We start from the raw sequence: 15,662 nt of genomic DNA, 5'->3' as shown, positions 1-15,662 counted from the left end.
ACCTACTCAATCACCCATCTCCAGGCGATCTTTCGTGAATCTCTTTACTACTTCTTCCTGATTGTTAAAGAACGACAGCCGATATTGCGGTTGCTATAACCGCATATCACTCTGACTGGCTCAATCGCCAATGCCCGTTTCACTACACCGCAAACCTCTTTCAGGGTTTGCCGCAGTAAAACCGGCATTGAAGATTGGTGGAGGATGACGGGATCGAACCGACGACCCCCTGCTTGCAAAGCAGGTGCTCTCCCAGCTGAGCTAATCCCCCAGTCACACAAGTACCTCAGGTGTCTCCGGTTGGTTAGGTCAGCCACCGCAGAAACAGTGGTGGGTCTGGATGGATTCGAACCATCGACCCCCGCCTTATCAAGACGGTGCTCTAACCAACTGAGCTACAGACCCCTGAGTCTGTCCTGTTCACAGCCGATAAGCGTGAGCGCTCAACGCATTGACACGTTAGCTCGAGAAAGGAGGTGATCCAGCCGCACCTTCCGATACGGCTACCTTGTTACGACTTCACCCCAGTCATGAATCCTACCGTGGTGACCGTCCTCCTTGCGGTTAGACTAGCCACTTCTGGTAAAACCCACTCCCATGGTGTGACGGGCGGTGTGTACAAGACCCGGGAACGTATTCACCGCGGCATGCTGATCCGCGATTACTAGCGATTCCAGCTTCACGCACTCGAGTTGCAGAGTGCGATCCGGACTACGATCGGTTTTCTGGGATTGGCTCCACCTCGCGGCTTGGCGACCCTCTGTTCCGACCATTGTATGACGTGTGAAGCCCTACCCATAAGGGCCATGAGGACTTGACGTCATCCCCACCTTCCTCCGGTTTGTCACCGGCAGTCTCCCTAGAGTGCTCTTGCGTAGCAACTAGGGACAAGGGTTGCGCTCGTTGCGGGACTTAACCCAACATCTCACGACACGAGCTGACGACAGCCATGCAGCACCTGTGTTATGGCTCCCTTTCGGGCACTCCCACCTCTCAGCAGGATTCCATACATGTCAAGGGTAGGTAAGGTTTTTCGCGTTGCATCGAATTAATCCACATCATCCACCGCTTGTGCGGGTCCCCGTCAATTCCTTTGAGTTTTAATCTTGCGACCGTACTCCCCAGGCGGTCAACTTCACGCGTTAGCTACGTTACTAAGTCAATGAAGACCCAACAACTAGTTGACATCGTTTAGGGCGTGGACTACCAGGGTATCTAATCCTGTTTGCTCCCCACGCTTTCGTGCATGAGCGTCAGTATTGGCCCAGGGGGCTGCCTTCGCCATCGGTATTCCTCCACATCTCTACGCATTTCACTGCTACACGTGGAATTCTACCCCCCTCTGCCATACTCTAGCCCGCCAGTCACAAATGCAGTTCCCAGGTTAAGCCCGGGGATTTCACATCTGTCTTAGCGGACCGCCTGCGCACGCTTTACGCCCAGTAATTCCGATTAACGCTTGCACCCTACGTATTACCGCGGCTGCTGGCACGTAGTTAGCCGGTGCTTATTCTTCCGGTACCGTCATCCCCCCACCGTATTAGGGCGGAGGTTTTCTTTCCGGACAAAAGTGCTTTACAACCCGAAGGCCTTCTTCACACACGCGGCATTGCTGGATCAGGGTTGCCCCCATTGTCCAAAATTCCCCACTGCTGCCTCCCGTAGGAGTCTGGGCCGTGTCTCAGTCCCAGTGTGGCTGGTCGTCCTCTCAGACCAGCTACAGATCGTCGCCTTGGTAGGCCTTTACCCCACCAACTAGCTAATCTGCCATCGGCCGCCCCTGTAGCGAGAGGTCCTAAGATCCCCCCCTTTCCTCCGTAGAGCGTATGCGGTATTAATCCGGCTTTCGCCGGGCTATCCCCCACTACAGGACACGTTCCGATGTATTACTCACCCGTTCGCCACTCGCCACCAGGGTTGCCCCCGTGCTGCCGTTCGACTTGCATGTGTAAGGCATGCCGCCAGCGTTCAATCTGAGCCAGGATCAAACTCTTCAGTTCAAACCTGTTACTGTTTTTCGGTCTCTTTCGAAACCGGTCGCTCACTCAACGTACTGACGAATGATCATCCTGCCAGCATGAATCCATACCAGCAGGAAAACCTTCCTTTAATACTAGTGTGAGACTTGATACTTTCGCTTACGCCAGATCCCGAAAGATCCGGCTCGCGTCGCGCATCAAGCGCCCACACTTATCGGCTGTTAATTTTTAAAGATCGAGTCCGCATCCACTACCAAACCGGCACCGCGCTGCAACCATCACAACCACCCGGCACCGCTTCGTTCTGCGTCGCTGCATCAGCAGCAGAGAAACGAGATTATGAAGGCTCTTTTTCGTTTCGTCAACATCATTTTTTCGCTTTCGCTTAAAACCTTGTTGACGCTACAGCCGCTGGTTTCCGCCGCGGCCCTCGTTCACAAACGAGGAGCCGAACTATAGGTGAACATCGGTCATGTGACAAGCGTTTGACGGAAAATTTTTCCTGGCAGCTCACTTCCGGGTCGAGTTCACTACAGCAGCCACTGGAATCGCTTCGGCCATTGCGGCATATCCGGCATCGCTGGGATGGACATGGTCGCCACTGTCAAAGGCGCGCTGCAGGCGATTCGGTTGCGCCGGGTCACGCAGCGCTGCGTCGAAATCTACGATGCCATCGAAAGCGTGACCGGTTCGAATCCACTGGTTGACCGCGAGCCGGATCGTCTCGCGCGGCGCCGGCAACGATGCCGGCGTCAACGTTGCGCCGAACACCTTCACGCCGCGGTGCCGTGCATCCGCAATCACCCGCTGGTAGCCAGCAATCAGATCGGCTGCCGTCACCGAGGTATGAGGAAAGTCGCAATCAAGGCCGCTGCGAGCAGGCATCTCGGCAAAGTTGATGTCGTTGATTCCGATCAACAGAATCGCCGTCTTGACGCCCGGGCGTTCCAGCACGTCCCGGTCGAAACGCCGGACGAGCGCGTCACCGTAGCAGGGTGAATCGCTCAACAAGCGATTGCCGCTAATGCCAAGATTGACGATTGCCGTCGAGTGGTCGCCGGTGCTGGCGAACCGACGCGCCAGCGCGTCCGGCCAGCGCCGGTTCTGATTCAGGCTGGAGCGCATGCCGTCGGTGATTGAATCGCCGATCGCAGCGACGGCAGCCGACGAAGGCGCCTCCACCGACAAACCCGTCACCCACACATATTGCGTGAACCGGCCGCGAAACGACTCAGCGGAAGCGTCGGCGGTATGATTACCCGGTGCGGAAACGAAGTTCAACTGGTTCGAAACCCGGTGCCATGCCACGATCCGCTGCTCAGGCCCCATAAACGTGCTAATCGCATAGGGCGCACCTTCGACGATGTCGATAGCTATCGGATCGCTGTCCAACTCAGCGCCCGCCGGTACGCTCACCGAACTCTTACCGCCAAACGTCACACGCGTCTCGCCGTCGCTCAACGCCGCCGCCCCACCGACCGAGCGCGCAATGCGCAAATCCTCGATGACGAGCGCCGTCTTGCCGTACTCGTTGCTGAGATGGACTCGTGCGGATTTACCTGACAGCGTGGAATAGACGATCTGACGAACCGTGCGCCCTGCGACTTCCGGGACACGGTAAAGCGGCGGCAAATCCGACCGTTGCGGGATAGGTTGCAAGGCCGTCGCCCACGCAGTGACCCAATGCGTCGAGGCGTCGGCGGCAAAAACAGTCGGGGAGACGGAAAATTGGCAAAGCAGCGCCGCGCCACATGCGGCAGCCAGGGTGCGAATGGTCATTCGGGTGGTCAGTACGATGCGAAACGTGCATTGTGCCCGATCGCCATGGCCATCGCGGCCGACCGGGCAAACTCTATCGCCGGATCAGTCCGCCTGCGATGCCCCCGCCATCTTCAGCGCAAGCGCTTCGGCCACTTCGATCCCGTCGATGGCTGCCGAGTAGATGCCGCCGGCATACCCCGCTCCCTCGCCGGCCGGATATAAACCCTCGACATTCATGCTCTGAAAGTCGTCCCGGCGCCGCACGCGAATCGGCGACGACGTTCTCGTCTCAACGCCAGTCAGCACGGCGTCATGCATGGCAAAACCGGCGATCTTCTTGTCCATCTGCGGCAACGCCTCGCGGATCGCTTCGATCACGTAGTCGGGGAGCGCGGTACTGAGATCCGTCGGATGCACGCCCGGTTTGTAGGACGGCACCACCGACCCCAGCGACGTAGACGGCCGCCCGGCGATAAAGTCGCCGACCAGCTGGCCAGGCGCCATATAGTTGCCTCCGCCCAGTTCGAACGCCCGCTCTTCCCATTTACGCTGAAAGGCGATGCCGGCGAGCGGGCCGCCCGGATAATCGTCCGGCGTGATGCCGACGACGATCCCCGCGTTGGCATTTCGCTCCGCCCGTGAGTACTGGCTCATGCCGTTGGTCACTACGCGGCCCGGTTCGGACGTTGCCGCAACCACCGTACCGCCCGGACACATGCAGAAACTATAAACCGCGCGCCCATTGCTGCAGTGATGCACCACCTTATAGTCCGCCGCGCCGAGTTGCTTGTGACCCGCGAACTTGCCGAAACGGCTGCGATCGATCAACCCTTGCGGATGCTCGATCCGGAAACCGAGCGAAAACGGCTTTGCTTCGATATAGACACCGCGGTCGTTCAGCATCTGGAAGGTATCGCGCGCGCTATGGCCAACCGCCAGCACCACATGGTCACAGCGCAGATGCTCGCCCGTCGACAGTTTGAGCCCGCGCACCTTGCCCTGTTCGATTTCGATATCGTCGACGCGCGTCTCGAAACGCACTTCGCCACCCAATTCGTGAATGGTCGCACGCATCTTTTCGACCATGCTGACGAGGCGGAACGTGCCGATATGGGGCCGGCTCAGAAAAAGAATGTCCTCGGGCGCACCCGCGCGGACGAATTCATCGAGCACCTTGCGGCCGTAGTGTTTCGGATCCTTGATCTGACTGTAAAGCTTGCCGTCCGAGAAGGTACCCGCGCCGCCTTCGCCGAACTGCACGTTCGACTCAGGATTGAGCACCGACTTGCGCCACAAGCCGAACGTATCTTTGGTGCGCTCGCGCACGGCCTTGCCGCGCTCGAGAATGATCGGACGAAAGCCCATTTGGGCGAGGATCAGCCCGGCAAACAAGCCGCACGGCCCCATGCCGATCACGACCGGGCGCGGGGAGGTCATCTGCGCCGGTGCTTTGGCGACAAAATGGTACCTCATGTCCGGCGTCACGCCGCAATGCGGCACGTCGGCGAGCCGCTTGAGCGCGGCCGCTTCATCCTTCACCTCTACGTCGACGATGTACGTGAGCTTGATGTCGGCGCGCTTGCGCGCGTCGTGCGCGCGGCGGAATACGGTGTACCGGATGAGCCCGTCGTCGCCCACGCCGAGTTCAGCGAGGCGCGCGCGGACGGCGGCTTCGAGAACGCTCTCGGGATGATCGAGCGGGAGTTTGATTTCGCTTAGACGTAACATGAGTACCGGGGGATGCAGGAAGGCCGCAAATCGCAGCCAATTCGCAATTTTATAGGTTAAGTGTCGGCACGGGGCGGCAGCGCAAGCGAAACGCCTTCGGCAGCGTCCCTTCCTCCTCCTATCGACAATTGCGATCTTTCTCAAAAAATTTATTAACCGACCGGTCGGTTGGCTTATACTGCGCAAACACAGACAACTTCCGCTGAGAGCGTCCCCATGTACACGCAATCCCTGGATATCCCCGGCAATGTTGCCCCGCTCGACGCGGCAGCGAGTTCGCCCGAGCAGGCGCAATTCGACGCGGTCATGACCGCCGACGGCAAAATCGAGGCGCAGGACTGGATGCCTGACGCCTACCGCAAGACGCTGGTGCGGCAAATCTCCCAGCACGCGCATTCTGAAATCGTCGGCATGCTGCCGGAAGGCAACTGGATTTCGCGCGCACCCAGCCTGAAGCGCAAGGCGATCCTGCTGGCCAAAGTGCAGGACGAAGCCGGCCACGGCCTCTATCTATATAGCGCGGCCGAAACGCTCGGCGTGTCGCGCGATCAACTGATCGCCGCGCTGCACTCGGGCAAAGCCAAATATTCGAGCATCTTCAATTACCCGACGCCCACGTGGGCGGACGTCGGCGTGATCGGCTGGCTGGTGGACGGCGCGGCGATCATGAACCAGATTCCGCTGTGCCGCTGCACTTACGGTCCGTATGCACGCGCAATGATCCGTATTTGCAAGGAAGAGTCGTTCCATCAGCGCCAGGGCTTCGACGCGCTGATGTCGATGATGAGCGGCACGGAAGCGCAACGTGAACTGGTCCAGCAAGCCGTGAACCGCTGGTGGTGGCCCGTTCTGATGATGTTCGGCCCGAGCGACAAGGACTCGATCCACAGCAGCCAGTCGTCGAAATGGGGCATCAAGCGGATTTCGAACGACGATCTGCGCCAGAAATTCGTCGACGCCACTGTCGACCAGGCCAAGGTGCTCGGCGTCACGCTCCCGGACCCGGACCTGAAGTGGAACGAAGCCCGTGGCCACCACGACTACGGCAACATCGACTGGGAAGAATTCTGGCGCGTCGTGAATGGCGACGGCCCGTGCAACCGCGAGCGCCTCGCGACCCGCGTGAAAGCGCATGACGACGGCGCCTGGGTACGCGAAGCTGCCCTCGCCCACGCCGAAAAGCAACGCCGGCGCGCACAACAGCACGCCGCTTAACTGACGCGGCAACCCGGACAAAGTATCAGGAGATCAGCGATGAACAAGGAATGGCCGATTTGGGAAGTCTTCGTGCGCAGCAAGCAGGGACTCGACCATAAACACTGCGGCAGCCTGCACGCCGCCGACGCGCCGATGGCGCTGCGCATGGCACGCGACGTCTACACGCGCCGCCAGGAAGGCGTGAGCATCTGGGTGGTGCCGTCGTCGGCGATCACAGCGTCCGCGCCGGAAGACAAGGCGGAACTGTTCGAACCGGCTGGCGACAAGATTTACCGCCACCCGACGTTCTACACGCTCCCCGACGAAGTCAACCACATGTAAGCGCGGCCATGACCATCACGCCCCAACATCTGCAGTACGTGCTGCGCCTCGCGGACACCGCGCTGATCCTCGGTCAGCGCAACACCGAGTGGTGCGGTCACGGCCCGATCCTCGAAGAGGACATCGCGCTGTCGAACATGAGTCTCGATCTGATCGGCCAGGCGCGCCTGCTGTACACGCACGCCGCCTCGCTGGAACAGCAGCTCACCGGCAAAAGCCGCACGGAAGACGACTACGCCTACTTCCGCGCCGAACGCGAGTTCGCCAATTACACGCTGGCCGAGTTGCCGCATTACGGCCCGCTCGCCGGTACCGCGCAAGCCGAGAAGGACTACGCAGTCACAATCGTGCGCAATTTCCTGTACTCGACGCTGATGGCGCACGTGTGGACTGCCCTCACTACGTCGAAGGATGAACAGCTCGCAGCGATCGCCTCGAAGTCGATCAAGGAAACCAGCTATCACGTGCACCACGCGAGCGAATGGCTGATCCGTTTCGGCGACGGCACGGACGAATCGCATCAGCGCGCACAAGCCGCACTCGACTATCTGCTGCCGTACACGCGCGAGTTTTTCAGTGCCGACGCAGTGGAAGAGACCATCGCCGCGGCCGGCATCGGGCCGCTGACGTCGGACCTTAAGGCGGCGTGGCTCGAAGACGTACAGGCCACGCTCGACCAGGCCACGCTCACGCTGCCCGAAGCAGTCAAGCACATCACGACCGGCAAACATGGCGAGCATTCAGAACACATGGGCTTCGTGCTGGCCGAAATGCAAAGCCTCGCGCGCCAGCATCCCGGCGCCACCTGGTAAGCGCGCCACCACGCGCACAAGCGGAACCCGACGGAACTTCACGATGACGACCTCGACTGCCATGCCCACCGCCGACGCCACGCTCGAACGCGCATGGGCCGTACTCGAAACGGTGCCTGATCCGGAGATCCCGGTGGTATCGATTCGAGAACTCGGCATTTTGCGCGACGTGCGACGCGCCGCCGACGGCACGCTCGAAGTCGTGATCACGCCGACCTATTCCGGTTGCCCGGCGATGTCGCAGATCGCCGAAGACGTCGCCCATGCACTCGATGCCGCTGAGCTGAAACCGTATCGGATCGCCACGGTCCTCGCGCCCGCCTGGACCACCGACTGGATGACCGCCGACGCGCGTGAAAAGCTGCGCGCTTACGGAATCGCGCCGCCCACGGGCAATTGCGGCTCCGTCGTGCCGTCGCAGGAAAAAGTGCTGCGCTTCATGCCGCGCGCGTTGCCGGCGCCGTCCTGTCCCCGTTGCGGCTCGGCGCATACCGAGCGTCTCGCGCAATTCGGCTCGACGGCCTGCAAGGCGCTGTACCGATGCCTCGACTGCCGCGAACCCTTCGACTACTTCAAACCATACTGATATGGCTACTCCGCAATTTCATCCGCTGCGTATCCGCGAAGTGCGTCCCGAAACCGCCGACGCAGTCTCGGTCGCCTTCGAAGTCCCCGACGAACTGCGCGACCACTATCGCTTCACGCAGGGCCAGTTCGTCACGCTGAAAACGCACATCGACGGTGAGGAAACGCGCCGTTCGTATTCGATCTGCGTCGGCGTCACCGATTACGATCGCGACGGCGAACTGCGCATCGGCATCAAGCGCGTGCGCGGCGGGCGTTTCTCGAACTTCGCGTTCGACACGCTGCAGCCCGGCCACACCATCGACGTGATGACACCGGATGGGCGCTTCTTCACCCATCTGAACGCCGACCAGGGTCAGCAGTACATCGCGTTTGCCGGTGGGTCGGGCATCACGCCGGTGCTCGCCATCATCAGGACCACGCTCGAAGTCGAGCCGCGCAGCACCTTCACGCTGGTTTACGGCAACCGCAGCGTCGATCAGATCATGTTCGCGGAAGAACTCGAAGATCTGAAGAACCGCTTCATGAACCGCTTCGTGCTCTATCACGTGCTGTCGGACGACCTGCAGGACGTCGAGCTGTTCAACGGTGTACTCGACCAGCAGAAGTGCGCGGCTTTCATCGAAAACCTGCTGCCGGCCGATGCAATCGACGAAGCCTTCATCTGCGGCCCCGCCCCGATGATGGACGCCGCCGAGGCCGCACTCGAAGCCGCGGGCGTGCCTTCGGCAAAAGTGCACGTGGAACGCTTCGGCTCGCCACTGCCGCAAGCGGGTGTGCCGCCGGTCGAAATCACCGACGACACCCCGGCCGCCGACCTCGAAATCGTCCTCGACGGCAAAAGGCGCAGGCTGCGCCTGCCGTATCAGGGCGTGAGCGTGCTCGACGTCGGCTTGCGTGCCGGCCTCGCGCTGCCGTATGCGTGCAAGGGCGGCGTCTGCTGCACCTGCCGCGCGAAGGTGCTTGAAGGCGAGGTCAAGATGGAAAAGAACTACACGCTGGAAGAGCACGAAATTCGCGACGGTTTCGTGCTGACCTGCCAATGCCATCCGCTCAGCGATCGTGTGGTGGTGAGTTACGACGAGCGTTGAACCAAACGTGCCGGGCAGCCATGCGGCGCCCGGAATGCTTTCAGCAGGTCCGCGATCCGCTTACACTAGGGGCCGCTCGCGATAGGACATCTGTCCCGATCGATGAGCGGCCCCTTTCTGTCGTTTGTCATTTGCGTTTTTTGCCAGCCCAAGCCACTGCCGATGAGCACCATCCACCTCACCAATGGCGATGTCGCCGCCGAATCCCTGCGCGCCGCGCTAGCCGAAGCGGGCCGCGACGATCGCGTGCACGCACTGCGCGACGATCTGGCGGTCGGTCCGCTGCGCGGTATCGATGACGGACCCGACGTGCGAGCGGAATTCTGGGACCGTGTCAGCACGGACACCCGGCGCGATTTCCTTCGGGAATTCCGCGAGCAGGCCGCCGCGCTGGAGAGCATCGCGCGCGGTGACGCGAACCTGGTAGTCTGGCACGGCGAAAGCGCAGCCGATCAACTTATGTTGCGCCGCGTTGCCTACCACCTGCGCAACAACCCGCAACGGTTGAATGAAGTACGTCTGTCGATTGGCGACCTCACCGATCCGGGTGCATGGGCGCACAGCCGCAAAGATCGCGCGACATCCGTCGGCATGTTCGCGCCGGCTGTACTGCAAGGGCGCCTGCCGGACGCGGCGCCGATTTCGGTTCTGCGCATTAGCCGGCTCGCGCTCGAATGGCAGGAAGCCAAACACGCGAACGGCGAAACACGGCGCTGGCGCGACAACACGTTCACGAGCGGCAGCTTCGCCGATCTGGACGCGCTGATTCTCGAGCAGGCCACCGGCGATTGGCAACCCGCGGCGCGAGTGGCCTCCGAACTGATGACCGCCGAACTCGGGTATCTGGTGAGCGACAGCATCGTGCTGTGGCGCTTCCGCGAACTGGCCGCGACACGTCGCATCAAGCTGCGTGGCGACGCGAACGCATGGCGCACCCTGGAACTGTGCGCGGCGCTCGCCCCCTGTCCACACTAATAAAACAGACGACTATGGCCCGCACCCGAGCTCCCGACCACGAAACCCAGCGCGACCAGATCCTCGAACTGGCCGCGGCGAAATTCGCCCAGACCAGCTACCCAAGCACCTCGATGGCTGACCTCGCCGCTGCGAGCGGCACCTCGAAAGCGCGCCTGTACCACTACTACGCGAGCAAGGAAGCGATCCTGTTCGATCTGCTGGACCGCTACACGAAGCGGCTAATGCTGATCATTGCCGAGGTGCAAGGTGCGAGCCAACGTCGCGGGCTATCGGAGCGGGAAACCTTCGCGGAGCTGATCCGCGCGTTTCTGTCCGAGTATGAGACGTCGCACAGCCGCCATGTCGCGCTCCTCAACGACGTGAAGTATCTGGTCGACATCCAGCGAGAAATCGTCCTGAACCGCCAGCGCGACGTGGTCGCGGCTTTTGCGCGGCAACTGGCGCGCGCCTATCCGGAACGCGCCACGCGCGAAAACCAGACCGCCCTCACGATGATGGTGTTCGGCATGATCAACTGGACGTTCACCTGGCTCAAGCCGGACGGCCGGATGGGCTACCGTGAATTTGCCGAGCAGGTGGTCAATATGGTGGATCACGGATTGAGCCCTGCCGAAAGCTGATTGCGCGTAGCAACATTGTTCAGATGAAACAATTGGCGCTAGTTGCCTGGATGCGACATCTCTTCCCGAACGCTCGTTCAATTTATTTTTCTTTAATAATCAATACCCTAAAAATAGGGCGCTAACTTTTTAGGCACTCTCTTCAAATATTGATACGGGTTTTCCCTAGTACGAGACCAGGGTTTCCGCTAAAATCGTTTTTGCGGTGCACCATGCCGCTCGATCACAAGGAGAACCCGACCATGAACTTGATTACACCCCACGCCGCTGAGCCGATCGTCTCGCACGACCGTCGGTTGCAGGCAGGCGGTCGTGCGCCTGCTCTGGTCCGTGAGCTCACCGCCATCGATCGCGATCGGCTGCTAACCCACTTTCTCTCGCTCGACGAAGACGACCGCCTTCTGCGCTTCGGCCAGATCGTGCCGGACCACGTTATTGAAAACTATGTCCGCGCGATTGATTTCACGCGCGATACGGTCTTCGGTGTGTTCAACACCCAGTTGCAACTCATCGGCGTCGGTCATCTGGCGTATCTGCCGGCTGAAGGCGACAAGCGCACCGCTGAGTTCGGCGTGTCGGTGCTGGAAACCGCCCGCGGGCAAGGTATTGGCTCGAAGCTCTTCGAGCGCGCCGCCATCCGCAGCCGCAATACGCATGTCACCACGCTGTACATGCACTGCCTGTCGCGCAATTCGACCATGATGCACATCGCGAAGAAGGCCGGCATGAAGATCGAATACGCGTACGGTGAAGCCGACGCCTATCTGACGCTGCCGCCGGCGGATCAAACGAGCATCATCGCTGAGATGCTGCAGGAGCAAGCCGCGGTGTTCGACTATGCGCTCAAGCGCCAGGCGCGTCAGGCGTCGAAGTTGTTCGAATCGTTCTTGCCCACCGCTGAAGCTGCTTAACCGGCCTGCGCTTCGGCGAAGAAAAGGGCAGCCTTGCGGCTGCCCTTTTTGTTTGTCCGTCGCCTGAGCGCGGCCCGGCGCTCACAAAATCGGCAGCGCCGTTGTCTCCTTGAATTTCTCGAGCGAAAAGCTCGTCTTCACATCGATTACCGATGGATGGTGCAGCAACTGCTCCTGCACGAAACGTGAAAAGTGCGCCATATCCTCGACCTGCACACGCAGGAGGTAATCCATGTCGCCCGTCATCGCGTGACATGCGACCACTTCCGGCCACGTCTGCACCGCTGCCCGGAAAAGATCGGCATGCGTCGCGCCGCCGCGCGGACTGAGCGCCGGGCCGCTGCGTTTTTCCAGTCGCACGTTGACGTAAGCTAGCAGATCGAGCCCAAGCTTTTGCGCATCGAGCAGCGCGACGTAGCCGCGAATCACCCCGCTTTCTTCCAGCCGACGGATACGCCGTAAACACGGGCTCGGCGACAGATTGATACGCTCGGCGATCTCCTGATTCGACAGCCGGCCATTCTCCTGAAGGATTGCCAGAATCCGCCTGTCGATGGCGTCTATCTCTATTTTGGCCATGTTCTGCCGTCCATATGGAAAAGTGAGCTAGAAAATAGCGTAAGCGTATCGGCGCGTGATTAAGTTCGCAAGTTTCCGTCGCCAGCGCACCTTTACACTGGCCTCATTCAGTCGCGCAATGCGCGCCCCCTTTAGCTTTGCTTGGGACCGGAGTGAGCGCCGAAGCGCTAACTCCGGTCGACAACTTTGGATGGGACCGGAGTAAGCGCTAAAGCGCCAACTCCGGTCGACACAGGAGACAGACAATGCAGGTTTCAACTTGGGAAAACCCGGTCGGCACCGACGGCTTCGAATTCATCGAATACACCGCACCGGATCCGAAGGCGCTCGGCAAACTGTTCGAACAGATGGGCTTCACCGCCATCGCCCGGCATCGTCACAAAGACGTGACGCTGTATCGCCAAGGCGACATCAACTTTATCGTCAACGGCGAACAGCATTCGTTCGCGCAACGTTTCACGCGCCTGCATGGCCCGTCGATCTGTGCGATCGCTTTCCGTGTGCAAGACGCAGCGAAAGCTTACGAGCAGGCTCTGGAGAAAGGCGCCTGGGGCTTCGACAACAAGACCGGCCCGATGGAACTGAACATTCCGGCGATCAAGGGTATCGGCGATTCGCTGATCTATTTTGTCGACCGCTGGCGCGGCAAGAACGGCGCTGAACCGGGCAGCGTCGGCAACATCGATATCTACGACGTCGACTTCGAGCCGATTCCCGGCGCGAATCCGAACCCGGTCGGCCACGGCCTGACCTATATCGATCACCTGACGCACAACGTCCATCGCGGCCGCATGCAGGAATGGGCGGAGTTCTATGAACGTCTGTTCAATTTCCGCGAAGTGCGTTACTTCGACATCGAAGGCAAAGTGACCGGTGTGAAATCGAAGGCGATGACTTCGCCTTGTGGCAAAATCCGCATTCCGATCAATGAGGAAGGTTCGGATGTAGCCGGTCAGATTCAGGAATATCTGGACCAGTACCACGGCGAAGGCATTCAGCACATCGCTCTCGGCAGCAACGATATTTACCGCACTGTGGACGGTTTGCGCGCGGCGAACATCGCGCTGCTCGATACGATCGACACTTACTATGAACTGGTCGATCGCCGGGTGCCGAATCACGGCGAGCCGCTCGACGAATTGCGTAAGCGCAAGATCCTGATCGACGGCGCACCCGACGACCTGCTGCTGCAGATCTTCACCGAGAACCAGATCGGACCGATCTTCTTCGAGATCATCCAGCGAAAGGGCAATCAAGGCTTCGGCGAGGGTAATTTCAAAGCGCTGTTCGAATCGATCGAGCTGGACCAGATTCGCCGCGGTGTAGTGCAGGACAAGGCCTAACGGCCGAAGATCGGCGCGGAATCTGAGAGATTTTCAACCGACACGCCGCCTCAGCGACGCATCACGAATTCTGGTTTTCCTCGCCGGCCTTGGTGGATCGTGCACGGCGCTCCATCGCAATGCGTGCGGGCGCGACTTGCGCCGTGCTGATCGCGTTCGACAGTGCCCCAGCGCTACTCGCGCTTGAGCTCGAGCGCACCGGCGCGCTCATGGCAAAGAATGCGGCCGAAACCATCAGGAAAGTCTGGATGTTTCTCGTGTTCATGCGTACTCCTTTTCTAACTGCCCTGCTGTCCTGAAGCTCCACCGAATGCAGAGCGTTCCGCAGACAATGCCCGCAGGTGGGGGATTAGACAGACATTTCAACTGCGGTTCCGCAAATTTGTAGTTTTTACAGCTTGTTACAGCGGCAATCGGCGCCGGAAGTCGCCCGATACGCTCGGTGGAAATCACGCTGCACTGCCGCATTTCTTGCGTGCTGCGGCGGGTTTTCACCAGTGCTACCATCGCTTAAAACACGTCAATATGGCGACCCCGGCCCGAAGCATTCACAAGATGCAGCGGCCCAAAAAAGTTTTGGCGATCCCAAACTGGGTGGAGGAGTACACATAATGAATGCCCCGCTAGACGCAGATCAGCGAGCCTCGCTCGAAGCCGCGCTATCTTCCGTCACGCTCGACGATAAGTACACCCTCGAACGCGGCCGCGCGTACATGAGCGGTATCCAGGCGCTAGTGCGTCTGCCGATGCTGCAGCAGGAACGCGACCAGGCTGCCGGGCTCAATACCGCCGGCTTTATTTCCGGTTATCGCGGGTCGCCACTCGGCGGACTCGACCAATCTCTGTGGAAGGCGAAGCAGCATCTCGCCGCGCACCAGGTTGTCTTCCAACCCGGCGTCAACGAAGACCTCGCAGCGACCGCCGTGTGGGGTTCACAGCAGGTCAATCTGTACCCGAGCGCCAAATACGATGGCGTGTTCTCGATGTGGTATGGCAAGGGCCCGGGTGTCGACCGCTCCGGCGACGTCTTCAAGCACGGCAATTCGGCCGGCTCGGCGCAACACGGCGGCGTTCTTGTGCTCGCCGGCGACGACCACGCCGCCAAATCCTCGACGCTCGCGCACCAGTCGGAACACATCTTCAAGGCGTGTGGCCTGCCGGTGCTGTTTCCGTCGAACGTGCAGGAATATCTGGACTTCGGCCTACACGGCTGGGCAATGAGCCGCTACTCTGGCCTGTGGGTGGCGATGAAGTGCGTGACCGATGTGGTCGAATCGTCGGCTTCGGTCGATATCGATCCGCACCGCACAAAAATCATTCTGCCGGAAGACTTCGTCATGCCCGCAGGCGGCCTGAACATCCGCTGGCCGGATCCGCCGCTGGTGCAGGAAGCGCGTCTGCTCGATTACAAGTGGTACGCGGCGCTCGCCTACGTGCGCGCGAACAAACTGGACCGCGTCGAAATCGATTCGCCGCATGCGCGTTTCGGCATCATGACCGGCGGCAAGGCATACCTCGACGTGCGTCAGGCGCTGACCGATCTAGGTCTCGACGACGAAACCTGTTCGCGCATCGGCATCCGCCTGTACAAGGTCGGCTGTGTATGGCCGCTCGAGGCACAAGGCGCGCAAGCGTTCGCGCGCGGTCTCGAAGAAATTCTGGTGGTTGAAGAAAAACGCCAGATTCTCGAATACGCAATCAAGGAAGAACTGTACAACTGGCCCGACGCGCAGCGT

Annotated in this window: 13 protein-coding genes, 2 tRNA genes, 1 rRNA gene and 1 pseudogene; 10 read left to right on the top strand and 7 right to left on the bottom strand. The window is 60.3% G+C overall.

Annotated features, from left to right (window positions below; all coding sequences use genetic code 11):
- Positions 1-195: 195 nt before the first annotated feature.
- The 5 genes from B0G76_RS00085 to B0G76_RS00065 form a co-directional block, all read right to left on the bottom strand.
- Positions 196-271 (bottom strand) — tRNA-Ala (locus B0G76_RS00085).
- 57 nt (positions 272-328) lie between these two features.
- Positions 329-405, bottom strand: a tRNA-Ile gene (locus tag B0G76_RS00080).
- Between the two features lie 64 nt (positions 406-469).
- Positions 470-2,000, bottom strand: a 16S ribosomal RNA gene (locus tag B0G76_RS00075).
- A 489-nt stretch (positions 2,001-2,489) separates the two neighbouring features.
- Entirely contained in the window at positions 2,490-3,758 is a 1,269-nt protein-coding gene (locus tag B0G76_RS00070; protein ID WP_120289153.1) for an SGNH/GDSL hydrolase family protein, read from the bottom strand.
- 84 nt (positions 3,759-3,842) lie between these two features.
- Positions 3,843-5,468, bottom strand: a complete 1,626-nt coding sequence (locus B0G76_RS00065) for an NAD(P)/FAD-dependent oxidoreductase (RefSeq protein ID WP_120289151.1) — start codon at positions 5,466-5,468, stop codon at positions 3,843-3,845.
- 216 nt (positions 5,469-5,684) lie between these two features.
- Between B0G76_RS00065 and paaA the strand changes: the two genes are divergently transcribed.
- The 8 genes from paaA to B0G76_RS00025 all read left to right on the top strand — a co-directional run bounded on the left by paaA (position 5,685) and on the right by B0G76_RS00025 (position 12,004).
- Positions 5,685-6,683: a 1,2-phenylacetyl-CoA epoxidase subunit PaaA gene (gene paaA, locus B0G76_RS00060; RefSeq protein WP_120289149.1), complete on the top strand. Its 999-nt coding sequence runs from the start codon at positions 5,685-5,687 to the stop codon at positions 6,681-6,683.
- A gap of 39 nt (positions 6,684-6,722) precedes the next feature.
- Positions 6,723-7,007: a 1,2-phenylacetyl-CoA epoxidase subunit PaaB gene (paaB, locus tag B0G76_RS00055; protein WP_007179854.1), complete on the top strand. Its 285-nt coding sequence runs from the start codon at positions 6,723-6,725 to the stop codon at positions 7,005-7,007.
- 8 nt (positions 7,008-7,015) lie between these two features.
- Complete coding sequence (paaC, locus tag B0G76_RS00050; protein WP_120289147.1) at positions 7,016-7,819, top strand: 1,2-phenylacetyl-CoA epoxidase subunit PaaC; 804 nt, start codon at positions 7,016-7,018, stop codon at positions 7,817-7,819.
- 43 nt (positions 7,820-7,862) lie between these two features.
- A complete protein-coding gene (gene paaD / locus B0G76_RS00045; RefSeq protein WP_120289145.1) occupies positions 7,863-8,405 on the top strand; it encodes a 1,2-phenylacetyl-CoA epoxidase subunit PaaD in 543 nt (180 codons plus the stop codon).
- 1 nt (position 8,406) lies between these two features.
- Positions 8,407-9,495 carry a 1,2-phenylacetyl-CoA epoxidase subunit PaaE gene (gene paaE / locus B0G76_RS00040; RefSeq protein ID WP_120289143.1) on the top strand — a complete coding sequence of 363 codons (1,089 nt, stop codon included), beginning with the start codon at positions 8,407-8,409 and terminating at the stop codon, positions 9,493-9,495.
- Positions 9,496-9,657: 162 nt separating this feature from the next.
- Positions 9,658-10,470 (top strand): DUF1835 domain-containing protein, encoded by an 813-nt coding sequence (locus B0G76_RS00035; RefSeq protein ID WP_120289141.1) that lies wholly within the window; start codon positions 9,658-9,660, stop codon positions 10,468-10,470.
- 14 nt (positions 10,471-10,484) lie between these two features.
- The gene (locus B0G76_RS00030; RefSeq protein WP_120289139.1) at positions 10,485-11,093 is read left to right on the top strand and encodes a TetR/AcrR family transcriptional regulator; all 609 of its coding nucleotides are present in this window, start codon (positions 10,485-10,487) and stop codon (positions 11,091-11,093) included.
- 242 nt (positions 11,094-11,335) lie between these two features.
- Positions 11,336-12,004 carry a GNAT family N-acetyltransferase gene (locus B0G76_RS00025; protein WP_120296109.1) on the top strand — a complete coding sequence of 223 codons (669 nt, stop codon included), beginning with the start codon at positions 11,336-11,338 and terminating at the stop codon, positions 12,002-12,004.
- Positions 12,005-12,085: 81 nt separating this feature from the next.
- Here B0G76_RS00025 and B0G76_RS00020 read toward each other — a convergent pair whose 3' ends face one another.
- Positions 12,086-12,583 (bottom strand): Lrp/AsnC family transcriptional regulator, encoded by a 498-nt coding sequence (locus B0G76_RS00020; protein ID WP_120289137.1) that lies wholly within the window; start codon positions 12,581-12,583, stop codon positions 12,086-12,088.
- Between the two features lie 245 nt (positions 12,584-12,828).
- Between B0G76_RS00020 and hppD the strand changes: the two genes are divergently transcribed.
- Positions 12,829-13,926: a 4-hydroxyphenylpyruvate dioxygenase gene (hppD, locus tag B0G76_RS00015; RefSeq protein ID WP_120289135.1), complete on the top strand. Its 1,098-nt coding sequence runs from the start codon at positions 12,829-12,831 to the stop codon at positions 13,924-13,926.
- A 61-nt stretch (positions 13,927-13,987) separates the two neighbouring features.
- Here hppD and B0G76_RS00010 read toward each other — a convergent pair whose 3' ends face one another.
- Positions 13,988-14,191: a hypothetical protein gene (locus B0G76_RS00010; RefSeq protein WP_120289133.1), complete on the bottom strand. Its 204-nt coding sequence runs from the start codon at positions 14,189-14,191 to the stop codon at positions 13,988-13,990.
- A 346-nt stretch (positions 14,192-14,537) separates the two neighbouring features.
- On the opposite strand from B0G76_RS00010, the pseudogene B0G76_RS00005 reads away from it, so the two are divergent.
- A pseudogene (locus tag B0G76_RS00005) lies at positions 14,538-15,662 on the top strand (indolepyruvate ferredoxin oxidoreductase family protein); the annotation flags it as partial.

The organism is Paraburkholderia sp. BL23I1N1 (assembly GCF_003610295.1).
Taxonomy (GTDB): domain Bacteria; phylum Pseudomonadota; class Gammaproteobacteria; order Burkholderiales; family Burkholderiaceae; genus Paraburkholderia.
This window is presented reverse-complemented; position numbering and strand designations above follow the sequence as displayed.

Bases quoted from the DNA above. Each gene is read 5' to 3' on its own strand.
- paaC (WP_120289147.1), top strand. From the start codon at position 7,016: ATGACCATCACGCCCCAACATCTGCAGTACGTGCTGCGCCTCGCGGAC.
- B0G76_RS00030 (WP_120289139.1), top strand. From the start codon at position 10,485: ATGGCCCGCACCCGAGCTCCCGACCACGAAACCCAGCGCGACCAGATC.
- paaB (WP_007179854.1), top strand. From the start codon at position 6,723: ATGAACAAGGAATGGCCGATTTGGGAAGTCTTCGTGCGCAGCAAGCAG.
- B0G76_RS00025 (WP_120296109.1), top strand. From the start codon at position 11,336: ATGAACTTGATTACACCCCACGCCGCTGAGCCGATCGTCTCGCACGAC.
- B0G76_RS00070 (WP_120289153.1), bottom strand. From the start codon at position 3,758: ATGACCATTCGCACCCTGGCTGCCGCATGTGGCGCGGCGCTGCTTTGC.
- B0G76_RS00035 (WP_120289141.1), top strand. From the start codon at position 9,658: ATGAGCACCATCCACCTCACCAATGGCGATGTCGCCGCCGAATCCCTG.
- paaD (WP_120289145.1), top strand. From the start codon at position 7,863: ATGACGACCTCGACTGCCATGCCCACCGCCGACGCCACGCTCGAACGC.
- hppD (WP_120289135.1), top strand. From the start codon at position 12,829: ATGCAGGTTTCAACTTGGGAAAACCCGGTCGGCACCGACGGCTTCGAA.
- paaE (WP_120289143.1), top strand. From the start codon at position 8,407: ATGGCTACTCCGCAATTTCATCCGCTGCGTATCCGCGAAGTGCGTCCC.
- paaA (WP_120289149.1), top strand. From the start codon at position 5,685: ATGTACACGCAATCCCTGGATATCCCCGGCAATGTTGCCCCGCTCGAC.
- B0G76_RS00010 (WP_120289133.1), bottom strand. From the start codon at position 14,191: ATGAACACGAGAAACATCCAGACTTTCCTGATGGTTTCGGCCGCATTC.
- B0G76_RS00020 (WP_120289137.1), bottom strand. From the start codon at position 12,583: ATGGCCAAAATAGAGATAGACGCCATCGACAGGCGGATTCTGGCAATC.
- B0G76_RS00065 (WP_120289151.1), bottom strand. From the start codon at position 5,468: ATGTTACGTCTAAGCGAAATCAAACTCCCGCTCGATCATCCCGAGAGC.